Origin of the sequence: Kitasatospora sp. NPDC048722, assembly GCF_040650235.1 — a bacterium.
In the GTDB taxonomy this organism is placed as follows: domain Bacteria; phylum Actinomycetota; class Actinomycetes; order Streptomycetales; family Streptomycetaceae; genus Kitasatospora.
This window is the reverse complement of sequence record NZ_JBEZGX010000055.1, coordinates 20,443-36,151: the sequence shown is the minus strand read 5'-3', so window position 1 is coordinate 36,151 and position 15,709 is coordinate 20,443. Positions and strand designations below refer to the sequence as shown.

Annotated in this window: 15 protein-coding genes; 8 read left to right on the top strand and 7 right to left on the bottom strand. The window is 71.1% G+C overall.

Going from position 1 to position 15,709, the window contains the following annotated elements; genetic code table 11:
* The first annotated feature begins 143 nt into the window (after positions 1-143).
* From AB0C76_RS31750 to AB0C76_RS31720, 7 genes are all read left to right on the top strand, one after another.
* The gene (locus tag AB0C76_RS31750; RefSeq protein WP_359972211.1) at positions 144-767 is read left to right on the top strand and encodes an LURP-one-related family protein; all 624 of its coding nucleotides are present in this window, start codon (positions 144-146) and stop codon (positions 765-767) included.
* A gap of 186 nt (positions 768-953) precedes the next feature.
* A complete protein-coding gene (locus tag AB0C76_RS31745) occupies positions 954-1,742 on the top strand; it encodes a glycerophosphodiester phosphodiesterase (RefSeq protein ID WP_359972209.1) in 789 nt (262 codons plus the stop codon).
* A 90-nt stretch (positions 1,743-1,832) separates the two neighbouring features.
* Positions 1,833-3,149 (top strand): MFS transporter, encoded by a 1,317-nt coding sequence (locus AB0C76_RS31740; RefSeq protein WP_359972259.1) that lies wholly within the window; start codon positions 1,833-1,835, stop codon positions 3,147-3,149.
* A gap of 106 nt (positions 3,150-3,255) precedes the next feature.
* Positions 3,256-4,776, top strand: a complete 1,521-nt coding sequence (locus AB0C76_RS31735; RefSeq protein ID WP_359972257.1) for a glycosyltransferase family 39 protein — start codon at positions 3,256-3,258, stop codon at positions 4,774-4,776.
* Positions 4,777-4,953: 177 nt separating this feature from the next.
* Positions 4,954-5,334: a thioesterase family protein gene (locus AB0C76_RS31730; RefSeq protein WP_359972207.1), complete on the top strand. Its 381-nt coding sequence runs from the start codon at positions 4,954-4,956 to the stop codon at positions 5,332-5,334.
* Positions 5,335-5,377: 43 nt separating this feature from the next.
* Complete coding sequence (locus AB0C76_RS31725) at positions 5,378-6,910, top strand: acyl-CoA dehydrogenase family protein (protein ID WP_359972205.1); 1,533 nt, start codon at positions 5,378-5,380, stop codon at positions 6,908-6,910.
* On the top strand, positions 6,910-7,860 hold the full coding sequence (locus AB0C76_RS31720) for a DMT family transporter (protein WP_359972203.1): 951 nt from the start codon (positions 6,910-6,912) through the stop codon (positions 7,858-7,860). The genes AB0C76_RS31725 and AB0C76_RS31720 overlap by 1 nt, the downstream gene beginning before the upstream one ends.
* A 152-nt stretch (positions 7,861-8,012) precedes the next feature.
* Here the strand turns inward: AB0C76_RS31720 and AB0C76_RS31715 are convergent, their stop codons facing one another.
* On the bottom strand, positions 8,013-8,615 hold the full coding sequence (locus AB0C76_RS31715) for an XRE family transcriptional regulator (protein WP_359972201.1): 603 nt from the start codon (positions 8,613-8,615) through the stop codon (positions 8,013-8,015).
* Positions 8,616-8,690: 75 nt separating this feature from the next.
* On the opposite strand from AB0C76_RS31715, the gene AB0C76_RS31710 reads away from it, so the two are divergent.
* Positions 8,691-10,139: an aminopeptidase P family protein gene (locus AB0C76_RS31710; RefSeq protein ID WP_359972199.1), complete on the top strand. Its 1,449-nt coding sequence runs from the start codon at positions 8,691-8,693 to the stop codon at positions 10,137-10,139.
* Between the two features lie 85 nt (positions 10,140-10,224).
* Here the strand turns inward: AB0C76_RS31710 and AB0C76_RS31705 are convergent, their stop codons facing one another.
* The 6 genes from AB0C76_RS31705 to AB0C76_RS31680 all read right to left on the bottom strand — a co-directional run bounded on the left by AB0C76_RS31705 (position 10,225) and on the right by AB0C76_RS31680 (position 15,516).
* Positions 10,225-10,950: an SMI1/KNR4 family protein gene (locus AB0C76_RS31705; protein ID WP_359972197.1), complete on the bottom strand. Its 726-nt coding sequence runs from the start codon at positions 10,948-10,950 to the stop codon at positions 10,225-10,227.
* Between the two features lie 34 nt (positions 10,951-10,984).
* Positions 10,985-11,422 (bottom strand): GNAT family N-acetyltransferase, encoded by a 438-nt coding sequence (locus AB0C76_RS31700; protein WP_359972195.1) that lies wholly within the window; start codon positions 11,420-11,422, stop codon positions 10,985-10,987.
* 69 nt (positions 11,423-11,491) lie between these two features.
* Positions 11,492-12,166, bottom strand: a complete 675-nt coding sequence (locus AB0C76_RS31695) for a 50S ribosomal protein L11 methyltransferase (RefSeq protein WP_359972193.1) — start codon at positions 12,164-12,166, stop codon at positions 11,492-11,494.
* Between the two features lie 31 nt (positions 12,167-12,197).
* Positions 12,198-13,466 carry a sugar ABC transporter permease gene (locus AB0C76_RS31690; protein WP_359972255.1) on the bottom strand — a complete coding sequence of 423 codons (1,269 nt, stop codon included), beginning with the start codon at positions 13,464-13,466 and terminating at the stop codon, positions 12,198-12,200.
* A gap of 71 nt (positions 13,467-13,537) precedes the next feature.
* On the bottom strand, positions 13,538-14,326 hold the full coding sequence (locus AB0C76_RS31685) for an ATP-binding cassette domain-containing protein (protein WP_359972191.1): 789 nt from the start codon (positions 14,324-14,326) through the stop codon (positions 13,538-13,540).
* Positions 14,327-14,391: 65 nt separating this feature from the next.
* A complete protein-coding gene (locus tag AB0C76_RS31680) occupies positions 14,392-15,516 on the bottom strand; it encodes a substrate-binding domain-containing protein (protein ID WP_359972189.1) in 1,125 nt (374 codons plus the stop codon).
* Positions 15,517-15,709 lie beyond the last annotated feature (193 nt).

The following is a 15,709-nucleotide window of genomic DNA, read 5'->3' as shown; positions in this document are numbered from 1 at the left end:
TGACCAGGGATTTCGCCTCCGCAACAGCCGTTCGCACGTTCTGTGCGGATTGTGCAACAGAGGCCCGGAAAGCTGTCCCGCACCCGTTTCCCGTCCCTAGGATCGTGCCCGCCAACGCACCATCAGATGGGGACGAAAGACACATGAGCAACGAGTTCGGCGGCCTGCTCGGCATCGCACAGGAGCTGTTCGGCGACGAGCAGCGCCAGGGCCAGGGCGAGCACCACGACAACTTCCTGATGGACCTCGGGCAGAAGCTCATGAACGGCCACCAGCCGGTGCCCGAGGGCGTCGTCTACGACATCGACGAGAAGTTCTTCTCGCCCACCCACGACTTCTGGATCAAGCGCGGCGGCGAGCGCGTCTTCCAGGTCGACGAGAAGATGTTCAGCTTCAGCGGCGCGATCGCGATGCAGGACTCCGAGGGCAACGAGCTCTACCGGATCTCCGAGAAGATCATGACGCTGCGCGACATCCGCTACATCAAGCGCGGCGAGCAGACCATCGCGACGGTGAAGAAGGCGCTCTTCTCGCCGCTGCTCTACAAGTTCACGGTGACCTTCGAGAACGGCGCGGAGATCCACGTCACCGGCAACATCACCGACCACCAGTACGCCATCACCTACGGCGAGCAGGAGATCGCGCACATCTCCCGCGAGTGGTCGCTGCTGAGCGAGCACTACTCCGTCAAGATCGTCCCCGGCCAGGACGACGCCCTCATCCTCACCATCGCCGCCTGCGCCGAGGCGATGGTCCTGGACGACTGAGTCCCGACCGCCCGTACCCTGAACGCCTGAACGACGCACCCCCGCAGGGGCCGTCCCGACCGCCGTCGGGACGGCCCCTGCGGCGTTCGCGCCCCGCCGGGCCCGAGGAGCCGAACCCTCATTACTGCTTGACAGGATGCGTAATACTGTAACGCGCGCGCACCTGAACGACAGCCGGAGGCCGAGTTGCACCCCTTCCTCGACCAGCGAGGACCCCTCGCCTTCGCCCACCGCGGCGGCGACCTCGGCCGCCCGGAGAACTCGCTCGCCGCGTTCGAGGCCGCCGTCGCGCTGGGCTACCGCTACCTGGAGACGGACGTCCACGCGACCTCCGACGGCGTCCTGGTCGCCTTCCACGACAGCCGGCTCGATCGCGTCACCGACCGCACGGGCGCCGTCGCCGACCAGCCCTGGAGCGCCGTGCGGCAGGCCAGGATCGGCGGCACCGAGCCGATCCCGCTGCTGGAGGACCTGCTCGGCGCGTTCCCCGACGCCCGCTTCAACATCGACGTCAAGGCCGCCCCGGCCGTCGGGCCGCTGGTCGAGGCGGTCCGCCGCACCGACGCGTGGGACCGCGTCTGCGTCGGCGGCTTCTCCGACGCCCGCCTCGCCGCCGTCCGCGCCGCCGCCGGTCCGCGTCTGGCCACCTCGCTCGGCCCCCGCGAGGTGGCCCGGCTGCGGCTGCGCTCGCTGGCCGGCCCGCTGGCGGCCGGACGCGGGGCGCCGTACGCCGGGATCTGCGCCCAGGTGCCCGAGCGGCACCGCGGCGTCCGGGTCGTCGACCGGGCCTTCGTCCGGGCCGCGCACCGCCTCGGCCTGCACGTTCACGTCTGGACTGTGGACGATCCCACACGGATCAGGGCTCTACTCGACCTGGGTGTGGATGGCATCATGGCGGATCGCATAGACGTCCTGCGGGACGTCCTCAGCGAACGCGGCTGCTGGATGGACGGCGGCGCGGCCAGAGCACGGTGATTGGAACCCATGAACACCGCGACCGACCTGCCGGACCACCCGGCGCCGGACACCCCGGCCACGGCCACCGACGGCCGTGCGCTGAACCGCATGCGCTTCGGCTGGTACATCAACGACTGGGCCAACGCCGCGTTCTCGGCGACCGTCCTGACGGTCTTTCTGGGTCCGTACCTGACGACGGTGGCCAACAAGGCCGCCGACGCCGACGGTGACGTCCACCCGCTGGGCCTCGCCATCCGCGCGGGCTCCTTCTTCCCGTACACGGTCTCCTTCTCGGTGCTGATATCGGTCGCGGCGATGCTGCTGGCCGGCACCGTCGCCGACCGCACCGGGCGGCACAAGGAGCTCATGTGCGGCTTCGCCTACCTGGGCGCGCTCGCCACCATGGGCATGTTCTTCCTCGACGGCGACCACTACCTCCTCGGCGGCGGACTGCTGGTGGTCGCCAACATCGCGTACGCGGTGTCGGTCGCCCTCTCCTACGCCTACCTGCCGGGCCTCGCCAAGCCCGACGAGCGCGACGCCGTCTCGTCCAAGGGGTGGGCGTACGGCTACGCAGGCGGCGGCCTCCTGCTGGTCGCCAACCTGGCGCTGTTCGAGAACGCCGACGCGCTCGGCCTCTCCTCCGGCACCGCGGTGCGGATCTGCCTCGCCTCGGCCGGGCTCTGGTGGGCCCTGTTCACCCTCGTCCCGCTGTTCCGGCTGCCCTCCCGGGCCGGCGTCGCCCCCGCGCGCACCGGTGCCACGGCCGACGGCAAGCCCACCGCCGGCAGCCTGCGCGAGCTCGCCAACACCCTGCGCGGCATGCGCCGCTACCCGAAGACCCTGCTCTTCCTCGGAGCGTTCCTCTGCTACAACGACGGCATCCAGACCGTCGTCTCGCAGGCCTCGCTGTACGGCAGCGAGGAGCTGGGCATGGACCAGACCTCGCTGGTCGCCGCCGTCCTGATGGTCCAGGTCGTCGCGATCGGCGGCGCGCTGCTGCTCGGCCGCATCGCCCGCCGGTACGGCGCCAAGAAGACCGTCCTCGGCTCGCTGGTCGGCTGGGTGATCACCCTCGCCCTCGGCTACTTCATGCCGGCCCACCAGCCCGCGTGGTTCTACGCCCTCGCGTGCATGATCGGCCTCGTCCTCGGCGGCAGCCAGGCGCTGTCCCGCTCGCTGTTCTCGCACATGATCCCGGCCGGCCGGGAGGCCGAGTACTTCAGCGTCTACAAGGTCAGCGACCGCGGCACCAGCTGGATGGGCCCGCTGGTCTTCGGCCTCGCCTACCAGGTCACCGGCAGCTACCGGCTGGCCATCATCTCGCTGCTGGTCTTCTTCGTGATCGGCTTCGCCGTGCTGGCGAAGGTCCCGGTGCGCCGCGCCATCGAAGAGGTCGGCAACCCCGTCCCCGAGCGCCTCTGACGCACCGCCCGTCCCCGGGCCGGGACCGCTTCCACGGCCCGGGGCACCGGCGCGGTCCCCGCCCTTCCCGCGCGGCGCCTCGACCTGCGACACTCGCGCCGTGGACATGCGGGGGGATGTCCCGGCCCGCACGGCCGGGGACGACGACACGCTCGCGCGCGCACTGCCGCGCTTCGCCGCCGCACCGGTGCTCGCCGTCGCGGGCGCGGTCGGCGGATTCCAGGTCCTGCTCTCCGGGCGCTACGGCTTCCACCGCGACGAGCTCTACTTCCTCGTCGCCGGACGCCACCCCGCCTGGGGCTACACCGACCAGCCGCCGCTCACCCCCCTGCTGGGCCGCGCCTCGACGGCCCTCTTCGGCGACAGCCCGACCGGCCTGCGGGCCGTCGCGGCGCTGCTGTGCGCCGCCACCGTCGTCCTGGTGGCACTGCTCGCCCGGGAACTGGGCGGCGGCCGACCCGCCCAACGGCTCGCCGCGTGCGCGGCGGCCTGCTCGGCGGTCGTGCTCGGCGTCGGGCACATGCTCTCCACCGTCACCTTCGACCTCGCCGCCTGGCTGGCCGTCAGCCTGCTCACGCTGCGGCTGCTGCGCACCGGGGACCGCCGCTGGTGGCTCGCCGTCGGCGCCGCCACCGGAATCGCGCTGCTCAACAAGGACCTCGTGCTGCTCCTCGCCGCCGCCCTCCTCCCGGCCATCCGGTGGGGCGGCCCCCGCCGGGTGCTGCGCGGCTGGTGGGCCCCGGCGGGCGCGCTGCTCGCGGCGGCCGTCGCCCTGCCCGACCTGTGGTGGCAGGCCGTCCACGGCTGGCCCCAGCTGACCGTCGCGGGCGGCATCAGCGACGAGGACGGTACGGCCAACTGCCTCGCCTTCGTCCCGATGCAACTGCTGTACCTCTCCCCCGTGCTGATCCCCGTCTGGGTCGCCGGCTTCCGCCGCCTGCGGCACGACACCGCCCTCGTCTGGGCCAAGCCCTTCGCGGTGGCCTATCCCGCCGTCTGCCTCCTCGTCGTGCTCAGCGGTGGCAAGCCCTACTACGCGATGCCGCCGCTCCTCGTCCTGACCGCCGCCGGCTGCGAACCGACGGTGCGGCGCCTGCGCTCCGGCCGGCCGGTGAGGTTCGCGGTCTGGCTGGCCCTCGGCGCCCTGGTGAACGTGGTGATCACGCTGCCCGTGCTGCCCGCCCGGCAGCTGCCGCTGGTGAGCTGGATCTACCCCGAGCAGGCCGAGCAGGTCGGCTGGCCCGAACTCGCCGCCGCCGGCGGCGCCGGCTGGTCCGCCATCCCGCCCGAACTCCGCTCCCGGGCCGTCGTCTTCACCAGCAACTACGGCGAGGCGGGCGCCCTCGACCGCTACGGCGCCCGCTACGGCCTCCCGACCCCCTACTCGGGCCATATGTCCTTCGCCGACTGGGGCCCGCCGCCGGACTCCGCCGACGGGCCCGTCCTCCTGCTCCACCCCGCCCCCTACCCCGAGGTGGAACGCGCCTTCACCGGCTGCCACGTGGTGGCCCGGGTCGACAACGGCCACGGTCTCGCCAACGGCGAGCAGCACACCCCCGTCGTCCTCTGCACCGGCACCGCCGCCCCCTGGTCGGTGCTCTGGCCCCGGCTGCGTCATTACTACTAGAACGGCCCAGGGCCGGACATCGCCCGATCAATCCGGATAGTTCATCCCAAGAAGACGGTCCGGCAGGGCACTTGTGGTCGAGTTCACATCAACTCACCGACTGGTGTACCGATTGACGGATGATCAGCAGTGGCAGACTGTTGACCACCGAACAGTCGGACGTCCTAGGAGTTGGATGTGAACGTCACAATCTCACCGCGTTTCTCCGAGGTCGACGTCCTCGGCCACGTGACCAACTCCGCCGTCCCGGTCTGGTTCGAGCACGGTCGCCTGCCGATCTTCCGGCTGTTCAGCAAGGAGGAGAACATGCGCGACCTCGCGCTCATCCTCCGCCGCTACGAGATCGACTTCACCAAGCAGATCCTCGCGTCCGTCGACGTCGTCATCGAGACGAAGGTGGCGAAGATCGGCAACACGTCGATCACCATCGACCAGGTCGCCCGGCAGAACGACGCCGAGGTGGCCCGCGGCACGACCGTAATGATCCACTTCGATTACCAGGCCAATGCCACCGCGCGCATTCCGGACCACATTCGCGAGGAACTCGCGGCGCTCTGACGAGCCGCATCAGCAGGGCTACCGAAGAAACGGGGATATCACCTTGAGCATTCCACGGAACCGGTTAATCGACCTCGACTCCACCGCCTTCCTCGACAACTTCCAGCGCGGCATCGGCGAATTCGACAGCGCCGTCCTGCCGCAGGAGCCGCTCTCCAAGGACAGGCTCCGGGAACTGATCGACCTCGGCATCTACCTGCCGGCCATCCCCCGGGCGTACGGCGGCCGGGAGAGCCACCGGGAGATGTGCGAAATCATCGAGATCATGTCCGAGCGCAACCTGCCCATGGGCATGTACACGATGATCGTCACGGTCCTCTTCCTCCGCAACGTCGCCTCCAGCGGCGACGAGGCGCTCAAGAAGGAGGTCTTCGAGGACTTCGCCGACAACCCCGTCATCGGCGGCCTCGCCTTCACCGAGCCGAGCAGCGGGTCGAACCTCGCGCGCATGCGGACCACGTACGAGCCCGACGGCGACGGGTACCGCATCACGGGGGTCAAGCACTGGCAGGCCTTCAGCGAGCAGGCCGACTGGTGGATCGTCTGCGCCAAGCACCCCGAGCGCAAGGAGTTCGCCTACTTCGCCCACAAGCGCTCCGACGGCGGCTTCGAGACCACCGAGGTCTACGACAGCCTCGGCCTGAAGAACCTGGGCTACGGGCTGAACACCCTCGACATCCGGGTGCCCGGACACTACCGCCTCGCCAAGACCCGGCCGAGCCTGGGCGACGCCGCCGAGATCCTCTGCGCGTCGCGGTTCAGCAAGGCCGCCATGTCCAGCGGCTTCCTGCGCCGGCTCACCGCCGAGACGCTGCGCCACGTCGAGAGCCGACAGATCGGCGACGGCACGCTGCACGACATCGACTACGTGAAGTACAAGGTCAGCCGGATCAAGCAGAACTCCGTCGTGTGCAACGCGCTGTACCGGCACCTGATGCTCGACGAGGACTACCGGACGGACATGGAAGGCAGCATGTTCGCCTCCCTGGCCACCAAGGTGCTCTCCTCCGAGCTCATGCTGGAGTCGGCCCTCGACTACCAGCAACTGTGCGGCGGCGAGGGCTACCGCATGGGCGCGCCGGACAACATAGCCGCGTACGCCCTGCTCGACGCGCGGGTCTACACCATCTTCGACGGCACCAACGACCTGCTCTGCCAGCACCTGGCCAACCTGTTCCTGCGCGAGTTCCAGGACTCCGGGCTGCGCTCGCCGCTGGAGTTCGTCGGCCGGTTCGGGTACCTGGAGGACGCGTTCTTCCACCTGACCGACATCAACTTCAGCCACATCACCGACGCCCCGTCCCAGGACAAGATCGTGATCCTGGGCCGCATCCTGTCGCGGATGTACGGGATCGGCGCGCTGGAGAAGGCCTCGCGCTCGGCCGCGCCCAGCGAGCGGCTCGCGGTGGCCGACGCCGACTACCCGAGGGCGATCGCGGTGCTGAAGAACGAGATCCTCGCCCTGGTCAACGAGTACGAGCTGACCGACCGGCTCACCGGCACCGACAAGGCGTCGGACGTGATCCATCCGCAGACCGCCGCGCTCGCGGCCGGCTCCAAGGCAGGCATGCGCTAGTGTCCGGGAAGAACAAGAGCCTCAAGGTTTCGCTGATCGCGCTGGTGTTCGTCACCATCTACGGATCGGGTTTCGTGGGCGGCCGGTTCGGTCTGCCCTACGCGGAGCCCTTCGCCTACCTGGCCATCCGGTTCGGCGGAACCGCGGTCGTCTTGTTCGCCCTCATCCTGTGCCTGAGAATCCCGTGGCCGCGCACGCGCTCGGCCTACGTCCACCTCGTCCTCAGCGGCATCCTGCTGCAAGGGGTGTTCTCCACCGGCGTCTTCTACGCGCTGTACTACGGCATGACCCCCGCGGTGTCCGCGCTGATCATCGCGCTCCAGCCGATCCTGGTCTGGCTGATGGTCTCCGTCGCGACCGCCCGGAAGGTCAGACCGCTGTCGGTACTGGCACTCGCCGGAGGACTGGCCGGGGTGGCCCTGACCGTCTACCAGGGACTGGCGTCGTCGTCCGGGCTCACCCTGACCAATGTCGCCTTCGACTTCCTCGGGCTGGTGGGGCTGTCCACCGGGCAGTTCTACTACCAGATGAAGAACCCCGGCACGCATCCGCTGGTCAACGGCTTCCTCCAGTCCGGCTCGTCGGCCGTCGTCATGCTCGTCGGCGCGCTGGTCTTCGAGACCGGTGTCGTCCACTGGACCAGGGACCTGGTCCTGTCGGAACTGTGGATGTCGGTCGGCGTCTCGATCGGCGCGCTCAGCCTGCTGTTCGTGCTGATGCGCTCGGAGAGCGCGGACCGGGTGGCGTCGTACTTCTACGGGGTGCCGATCGCCGCGGGGCTGATCGCCTGGCCGATGCTCGGCCAGCGGCCGACCCTCTCGGAGGTCGTCGGGTTCGCGGTCATCGTGGCCTCGATCGTCCTGTTCAACCGGAGCAGCCGGGCCCCTGCCCCGGCCCCCGCTCCGGGGGCACCGGTCGGCACCGAGGTGGCGGCGGCGGACCGCTCCTGAGCGCGGGCCGGGGGCGTCCGACGGTCGTACGGCCGTGGGACGCCCCCGGCCCGCCGCGTTTCCTGCCCCACCTCCGGGGAGCCTGGGCCGCCCGGGCCGCTTCACCGGCCCGGGCGTTCGCTTCACCGAACGAACCGATCAAGCTGGTCGGATCAGTGCTCCAGCGCGTCCGCCACGTGCAGCCGCTGGTCCGCCCGGAAGTGCAGGAGCAGCACCGAGCGCACCGCCTCCCCGTCCAACGCGGTGTACGCGTGCGGCAGCGAGGCGTCGAAGCCGACGTAGTCCCCCGGCCCCAGCTCGACCTCGCACCCGTTGACCCGGACCCCGAGCCGACCCGTCTGGACGACGGTGTGCTCGGTGCCCGCGTGCCCGGCCGAGTCCTGCGTGCCGCCGGGCCTGACCCGCTGGTCGTACACCTCGAACACCGAGTCCCCGGCCTCGATCCGGCGCAGCGGCCGCAGGTCGACGCCGACCCCGCTGAGCGGCTCGACGTCGGCCGCGCGGACCACCGTGACGCCGCCGCCCGGCGCGCCGTCGACGAGGTCGGAGATCGGCACGCCCAGCACCCGGGCCAGCCCGAACACCGTCTCCAGGGTCGGGTTGCCGGTGCCGGACTCCAGCTGGGAGAGCGTCGCCTTGCCGATCCCCGCCCGCCGCGACAGTTCGGACAGGGAGAGGCCGCGCGCCGCGCGCACGCGCTTCAGGTTGGCGGCGAGCACGCCCCGGACGGATCCCTCGGAGTCGGCCACTCTCATCCTCTTCTCTCCGCACTTCGTTCGGTATACCGTACGGGACGCGCCCGCACCCTTACCCAGCCCTGGAGACGGCACATGACCGAGCCCGCCCAGCCCACCGAGTCCCGGCCGGCCGACACCATCAAGTACCGCAAGAACGGCCTGACCCGCGGCGTCACGGACGAACTCGCCGAGAACATGCGCCACGGCTGGGCCGACACCGAGCGCGGCGACCTCGCGCCGATCGCGCAGGCCGCGCACACCGCCCGCCGCCGCGCCGAACTGGCCGCCGCCTTCCCCGGCGAGACGCTGGTCGTGCCGGCCGGCAACCCCAAGGTCCGCGCCAACGACACGGACTACCCGTTCCGCCCGTCCTCCGACTACGTCTACCTCACCGGCGACCAGTCCCAGGACGGCGTGCTCGTCCTCTCCCCCGCCGGCGACGCCACGCTCTACGTCCGCGACCGCTCCGACCGCGGCAACGGCGAGTTCTGGCTCGACAACCACGGCGAGCTGTGGGACGGCCGCCGCAACAGCCTCACCGAGAACGAGCGCCTGCTGGGCCTGCCCTGCCGCGACGTGCGCGCCGTCCGGGCCGACCTGAGCGCCGTCACCGGCCCGGTCCGCGTCCTGCGCGGCCACGACGCCGGGGTGGAGGAGGCGCTGCGCGACGGCGCCACCGCCGAGCGGGACGAGGAGTTCCGGGTCTTCCTGTCCGGACTGCGCCTGGTGAAGGACGAGTTCGAGATCGCCGAGCTGCGCTTCGCGTGCGCGGCCACCGCGCGCGGCTTCGAGGACGTCGTCCGGGTGCTCGGCACCGACACCGAGACCGCCGAGCGCCTGATCGAGGGCACGTTCTTCGTCCGCGCCCGGGTCGAGGGCAACGACGTCGGCTACGGCACCATCGCCGCCGCCGGCCCGCACGCCACCACCATGCACTGGGTGCGCAACGACGGCCGCGCGAAGCCGGGCGAACTCCTGCTCCTCGACGCGGGCGTGGAGACCGACGAGCTCTACACCGCCGACATCACCCGCACCCTCCCCGTCAACGGCCGCTTCGACGCACTCCAGCGGAAGGTCTACGACGCCGTGTACGCGGCGCAGGAGGCCGGCATCGCCGCGGTGCGGCCCGGCGGCATGTTCCGCGACTTCCACCACGCCGCCCAGCGGGTGCTCGCCGAACACCTCACCTCCTGGGGCCTGTTCGGCGACCTCACCGCCGACAAGGTCTACGAGCTGGGCCTGCACCGCCGCTTCACCCTGGCCGGCACCGGCCACATGCTCGGCATGGACGTCCACGACTGCGCCCACTCCCGCACCGAGGACCACGTCGACGGCCCGCTCAAGCCGGGCATGGTGCTCACCGTCGAGCCGGGTATCTACTTCCAGGAGGACGACCTGACCGTCCCCGCCGAGTACCGCGGCATCGGCGTGCGCATCGAGGACGACATCCTCGTCACCGAGGACGGCAACGAGAACCTCTCCGCCGCGCTCCCCCGCGAGGCCGCCGCCGTCGAGGCGTGGCTCGCCACCCTGCGCGCCTGACCCGCCATCCGAGGACCGGAGCCGACCGGCCGACTCCGGTCCTCGCAGCGGCCGTCCCCGAGCTCCCGCCCGAACACCCGCCACCTCATCGGCGCACATGCTCCCGCCAGTCGTCGAACCAACGGAGCCAGATCGGGGTGTCCTCGCCCCGGTTCCAGCGGTCGAGGGCGGCCGACCACTCCTCGTGGGTGGCGTGGGGCTCCTCGTGCGCCAGGTAGTCGACGTACCACTCGGCGAAGGTCGCCGGGCGACCCGCGTCGGTGAGGAGCGGGTTGAGCCGGTCACACGTGGCGCGGCCGTCGAACCACATGGTGCCGCGGTGCGGTCCGGTGACGACGAGCCAGGTCGCGAAGCCGCAGCCGTGCTCCGTCAGGCAGACGGCCCCGGCGGTGCGGGCGTCCTCGATCGCTTCGGCCTCGTCGTTCCACGCGGCGAGTGCGGCCCGGAACGCGGCCGGATCCTCGAAGTCCTCCTCGCGCAGCGGGTTGTCCCAGAAGTCGTCGGAGGCCGCCAGCGCGGCGTCGTGGTCCGGGAAGGGCTCGGCCAGCAGGGCCGGCCTGGTCTGCCGGTCCCCCGCCCAGTGCCACCCGCTCTCGCCCCTGCACAGCTGTCGCGGCCGGTCCGTCCCGGCGCTGACGGTCGTCAGGAACGCGCGGTAGTCCGCCGGGAACGTGATGCCGAACTGCTCTTCCGCCTCCGCCACCTGTTCCTCGCTCAGCGGCGGCGCCAGATGCGCCCTTCCCCGCCGCGCGCGCAACGCGAGGGTGCGCTCGCGGATCCCGTCCCAGTCCCAGCGGGCCGTGTCGTCCATGAGCGCACCCTAACCGAGCCGCTGAACAGCGACGTCAGCCGGCCAGGGGCTTGACCCAGCGGCTCCACTGCGGTTCGGGGGCGTAGCCGGCGGCCTTCCAGGTGCGGTGGCCGAGCTCGTTCTCGTCCAGGACCATCGCGTCGATCCGGCGGGCGCCGAGCGCGGCCAGGCGCTCCTCGGCGGCGGCCAGCAGGGCGGCGCCGATGCCCCGGCGGCGGTGGGCGGGGTCGACGGCGAGGCGGTACAGGTGGGCGCGCCAGCCGTCCCAGCCGGCGATGACGGTGCCGAGCAGGGTGCCCGGGTCGTCGGCCGGGGTGGCGACGACGAGGCAGTGCGGGTCGCGCGCGAGCAGGGCGGCCACGCCGGCCTCGTCGTCCGAGATGCTGGTGCCCTTGGCCGCGGCGGCCCAGAGCGCGAGCAGCGCGGGTATCTCGGCGGGGGTGGCGGTGCGCAGGGCGATGTCGTCGGTCATGCGACCGTGTCTAGCAGGACCGATCGCCCCGCCACCGGGAATTCCACGACGTGGGAGAGCCGGCGCCCGCTACCGCTCGAGCCGCCACACCGTCGTCGTCTTGACGGACGTGTCCTCCAGGTCGGCGACGACCGGCACCTCGTACGCGGCCAGCGCGGTGAACCGCTCGCGGGGCAGGTAGGCGCGGCCCGGGTCGCCGACGATGACGGTGGCGCCGCGCGCGGCGGCCCGTTCCAGGAAGGGGAGGAACCGGGCGGCCATGGCCCGTTCGTAGAAGACGTCCCCGGCGAGGACGACGTCCGCCGGGGCGCCGTCGCCGTCGACCAGGTCCACCAGGGCGCCCTCGACCCGGACGCCGTTGGCCTCGGCGTTGAGCCCGATCGCGGCGACCGCGTAGGCGTCGATCTCGGCGGCCCGCACCGACGCGGCCCCGCTCAGCGCGGCGGCGACGCCCACCACGCCCGACCCGGCGGCGACGTCGAGCACGCTGCACCCGGCGACGAGTTCGGGGTGGTCGAGCACGTACCGGGTGACGGCGACGCCGCCCGCCCACGCGAACGCCCAGAACGGCGGCGGCAGCCCCGCCTTGCCGCGCGCCTCCTCGGTGGTCTCCCAGAGCGCGATCGCGTCGTCCGCCATGTGCAGGCGGATCTCGGGGACGAACGGGACGGGCGTCAGCTCCGTCTCACGGAGGATGAACGCGAGGTCGGTGTTCGGTCGGTGGAGGCGCAGCTCACTCGGCATGTCCCGCAGCATAGGGCCCGCGAGGGACCCGTCATGCGCGTCCGGCGGCCTTCTGGGTGCGCCGCGCGAGCGAGTCGACCACGACGGCGGCGAGCAGCACCGCGCCGGTGATCATGAACTGGATCGCGTTGCTGAGGCCCTCGATGTTCATCCCGGACTGGATCGAGGCGATCACCAGCGCACCCAGCAGTGCCGACCAGGTCGTGCCGCGTCCGCCGAAGAGGCTGGTGCCGCCGATGACGGCCGCCGCGATCGCGTTCATCAGCAGGTTGCCGCCGCCGGAGGTCTGGCTGGCCGACTGGATCTGCGCGGCCAGGAAGAGGCCGCCGACGGCCGCCATGGTGGAGCAGATGGTGAAGACGCTGATCCGGATCCAGGACACGTTGATGCCGGCCCGCCGGGCTCCCTCGATGTTGCCGCCGAGCGCGAACACCTGGCGGCCGTAGGAGGTGCGGCGCAGCACGAAGTCCAGCACCACGATGAAGATCAGGAAGATCAGCAGCGCGAGCGGCAGGCCCTTGTACTGGTTGAGGGTGTAGGCGGCGACGAAGGAGATGATTGCCAGCAGGACGGTGCGCAGCACGATGTCGGCGACCGGCCGGGACGGCACGCCCGCGGCCTGGCGCCGGCGTGCGTCGACCAGCGAGGCGCCCAGGAAGAGCACGACGCCGACCGTCGCGACGCCGTAGGCGACGACCTGCTGGCTGAAGATGGTGCTGTAGAGCCGGGAGACGATGTCCGTGCCCGGCAGGTTGACGGTTCCGGTGGCGCCCAGCACCTGGAGCATCAGGCCGTTCCAGCCGAGGTTGCCGGCCAGGGTGACGACGAAGGCCGGGACGCCGACCTTGGCGAAGAAGATGCCCTGGATCGCGCCGACGACCGCGCCACCGGCGATCGCGGTGAACAGCGCGACCCACTGGTTGACGCCGTCGGTGACGCTGAGGACCGCGTAGATCGCCGCGCACAGGCCGCTGACCGAGCCGACCGACAGGTCGATCTCGCCGAGCAGCAGCACGAAGACCACGCCGATCGCGATCATGCCGGTGCCGACGATCTGCTGCGAGAGGTTGGAGAGGTTCTGGGCGGACAGGAAGCTGCTGTTGAGGCTGCCGAACACCGCCCAGATCACGATCAGCGCCAGTACCACGGGCAGCGAGCCGAGTTCGCCGCTGCTCAGCCGGCGGCGGAACTCGCTGAAGTAGCCCTTGATGCCCTCCTGGCGCACGATCAGCCGCGGGTCGACGGCCGGGATCGCCTCGGGGGCCACCGGAACGGGCGCGTTGACGCCGCCCTTGGGCATGCTCTCCTCGGGCAGCGGGGCGTGGTGGTGTGCGGGCTCACCGCCCTGCGGACTCCCGGGAATGTTCTCGCTCACTGGGAACCCTCCTCGCCACGGGCCCTCCGGCGCGTCACGGCGTTGTCCGTGGCACCGGTGATGGCCGAGATGATCTGTTCCTGATTGGTGTAGCGCTTGTCGAAGACGCCGTTGTTGCGGCCCAGGCGCAGCACCGCGACGGTGTCCGCGACGGCCATCACGTCGGCCATGTTGTGGCTGATGAGGATCACCCCGAGGCCTTGGTCGCGCAGCCGCTCGACCAGGTCGAGGACCTGCGCGGTCTGCTCGACGCCGAGGGCGGCGGTGGGTTCGTCGAGCATGACGACCCTGGGCGAGCCGATCAGCGCGCGGGCGATCGCGACGACCTGGCGCTGACCGCCGGAGAGGGAGGCGACCGGGATCCGTACGCTCGGGATGCGGATGGAGAGGGTGTCGAGCAGCGTCCGCGAGCGCTTCTCCATCGCGACCTCGTCGAGGACGGTGAACCGCCGGATCTCGCGGCCGAGGAAGAGGTTGCCGACCACGTCGAGGTTGTCGCACAGCGCGAGGTCCTGGTAGACCGTGGCGATGCCCAGTTGCTGGGCGTCCTGCGGGCGGTGGATGCTCACCGGCCGGCCCTGCCACTCGATGGCGCCGTCGTCCGGCTGGTGGACCCCGGCGATCGACTTGACCAGGGTGGACTTGCCGGCGCCGTTGTCGCCGACCAGCGCGAGCACCTCGCCGGCATGCACCTCCAGTTCGATGTCGGTGAGCGCCTGGACGGCGCCGAACCGCTTGGAGACCCCGCGCAGGGCCAGTACGGTCTCACCTGCCACAGTGACCAACTCCCTTGCCCCGCCCCCGGTCCGGGGGCGGGGCGTATTCGTGTCGGGACCGCTCGGGAGCCGGTCTACTCCAGGCCGGCCGACTGGCAGGCGGCGGCGTAGTCCGGCGTGCAGATCTGGGCGACGGTGTAGAGACCGTCCTGGACGACCGTGGTCTTGACGTTGTCCTTGTTGACCACGACCGGAGTGATCAGGTTGGCCAGGGTCTTGTGGCCGCTGCCGTTGGTGGCGGTGGTCGGCGCGATGCTGGGCTCCGGCGTCCCGCCGCCGGCGAGCGCGACCGCCATCTGGCCGGCGATGTCGGTCTCCGGCTTGAACGGCTTGTAGATCGTCATGGTCTGGGTGCCGACCAGGATCCGCTGGATGGCGTCGAGCTGGGCGTCCTGGCCGGTGAGGGGGACGCTCAGGCCGGCCGCCTTGAGCGCGGTCGCGATGCCTGCGGCCATGCCGTCGTTGGCGGAGTAGACGCCGACGACGTTGTTCGCGCCGATCGCGGTGATCCCGGCGGCCGCCTCCTGGTTGGCGGTGTTCGGGTCCCACTGGGGCGTGTCGTACTCCTTGCCGATCTTCAGCTTGCCGTCGATCGCGCTGTGCGCGCCCGCCTTGAAGTCGGCGGCGTTGGGGTCGGTGGGCGATCCGTTGATCATGATGATCGAGCCGGCGTTCGCCTTGCTGCCGACCGCCGCCACCAGGGCCTGACCCTGGAGTTCGCCGACCTTGTGGTTGTCGAACGACACGTACGCGTCGACGGGCCCCTGGGCGAGGCGGTCGTACGCGAGCACCTTGACGCCCGCGTCGTGGGCCTTCTGGACGGAGGACTGGATCGACTTGGCGTCCACCGCGTCCAGGATCAGCACCTTGTCGCCCTTGGTGAGGGCGGTGTCCACCTGGGTCTGCTGGAGCGTCGCGTCCTGGTTGGCGTTGTAGTAGTCGATCTGGGCGTCCGGCGCCAGCTGCTTGATCTTCGCCTCGATCATGGGGCGGTCGAACTGCTCGTAGCGGGTGGTCTTGCTCTCCGGCAGCAGCAGGCCGATCTTCACCGCGCCGACCGCTGCGGTGCCGCTCGCACTGGCGCCGCCGGAGGAACCGCCCCCGGACGACGACTGCTTGGCGCTGCCGCAGGACGCCGCGCCGAGGCCGAGGGATACCACTGCGGTCACCGCGAGGACGCGGCGAAGCCTGATGCTCATGGGGTTGCCTCTCCGGTTGAGTCCACCCCCTGTTCTCCGAGTCTGGGAAGCTCGGGCCGTCCCCACGACCGCAGGTGCGCCGAACGGGTGCCCGGGGTATGTCTTTCGGGTCGGGTCGGAGGACTGCGACGTCGGGGTGCCTGCATCGCAGGACGTCGGCGTGCATAGAAGGGCGGAGGAGGGGGGCGCCTGC

What these genes read in the sequence shown, in the direction of transcription:
- AB0C76_RS31750 (WP_359972211.1), top strand. Translation starts at nt 144, where the DNA reads ATGAGCAACGAGTTCGGCGGCCTGCTCGGCATCGCACAGGAGCTGTTC.
- AB0C76_RS31740 (WP_359972259.1), top strand. Translation starts at nt 1,833, where the DNA reads ATGCGCTTCGGCTGGTACATCAACGACTGGGCCAACGCCGCGTTCTCG.
- AB0C76_RS31735 (WP_359972257.1), top strand. Translation starts at nt 3,256, where the DNA reads ATGCGGGGGGATGTCCCGGCCCGCACGGCCGGGGACGACGACACGCTC.
- AB0C76_RS31715 (WP_359972201.1), bottom strand. Translation starts at nt 8,615, where the DNA reads ATGAGAGTGGCCGACTCCGAGGGATCCGTCCGGGGCGTGCTCGCCGCC.
- AB0C76_RS31710 (WP_359972199.1), top strand. Translation starts at nt 8,691, where the DNA reads ATGACCGAGCCCGCCCAGCCCACCGAGTCCCGGCCGGCCGACACCATC.
- AB0C76_RS31705 (WP_359972197.1), bottom strand. Translation starts at nt 10,950, where the DNA reads ATGGACGACACGGCCCGCTGGGACTGGGACGGGATCCGCGAGCGCACC.
- AB0C76_RS31700 (WP_359972195.1), bottom strand. Translation starts at nt 11,422, where the DNA reads ATGACCGACGACATCGCCCTGCGCACCGCCACCCCCGCCGAGATACCC.
- AB0C76_RS31695 (WP_359972193.1), bottom strand. Translation starts at nt 12,166, where the DNA reads ATGCCGAGTGAGCTGCGCCTCCACCGACCGAACACCGACCTCGCGTTC.
- AB0C76_RS31690 (WP_359972255.1), bottom strand. Translation starts at nt 13,466, where the DNA reads ATGCCCAAGGGCGGCGTCAACGCGCCCGTTCCGGTGGCCCCCGAGGCG.
- AB0C76_RS31680 (WP_359972189.1), bottom strand. Translation starts at nt 15,516, where the DNA reads ATGAGCATCAGGCTTCGCCGCGTCCTCGCGGTGACCGCAGTGGTATCC.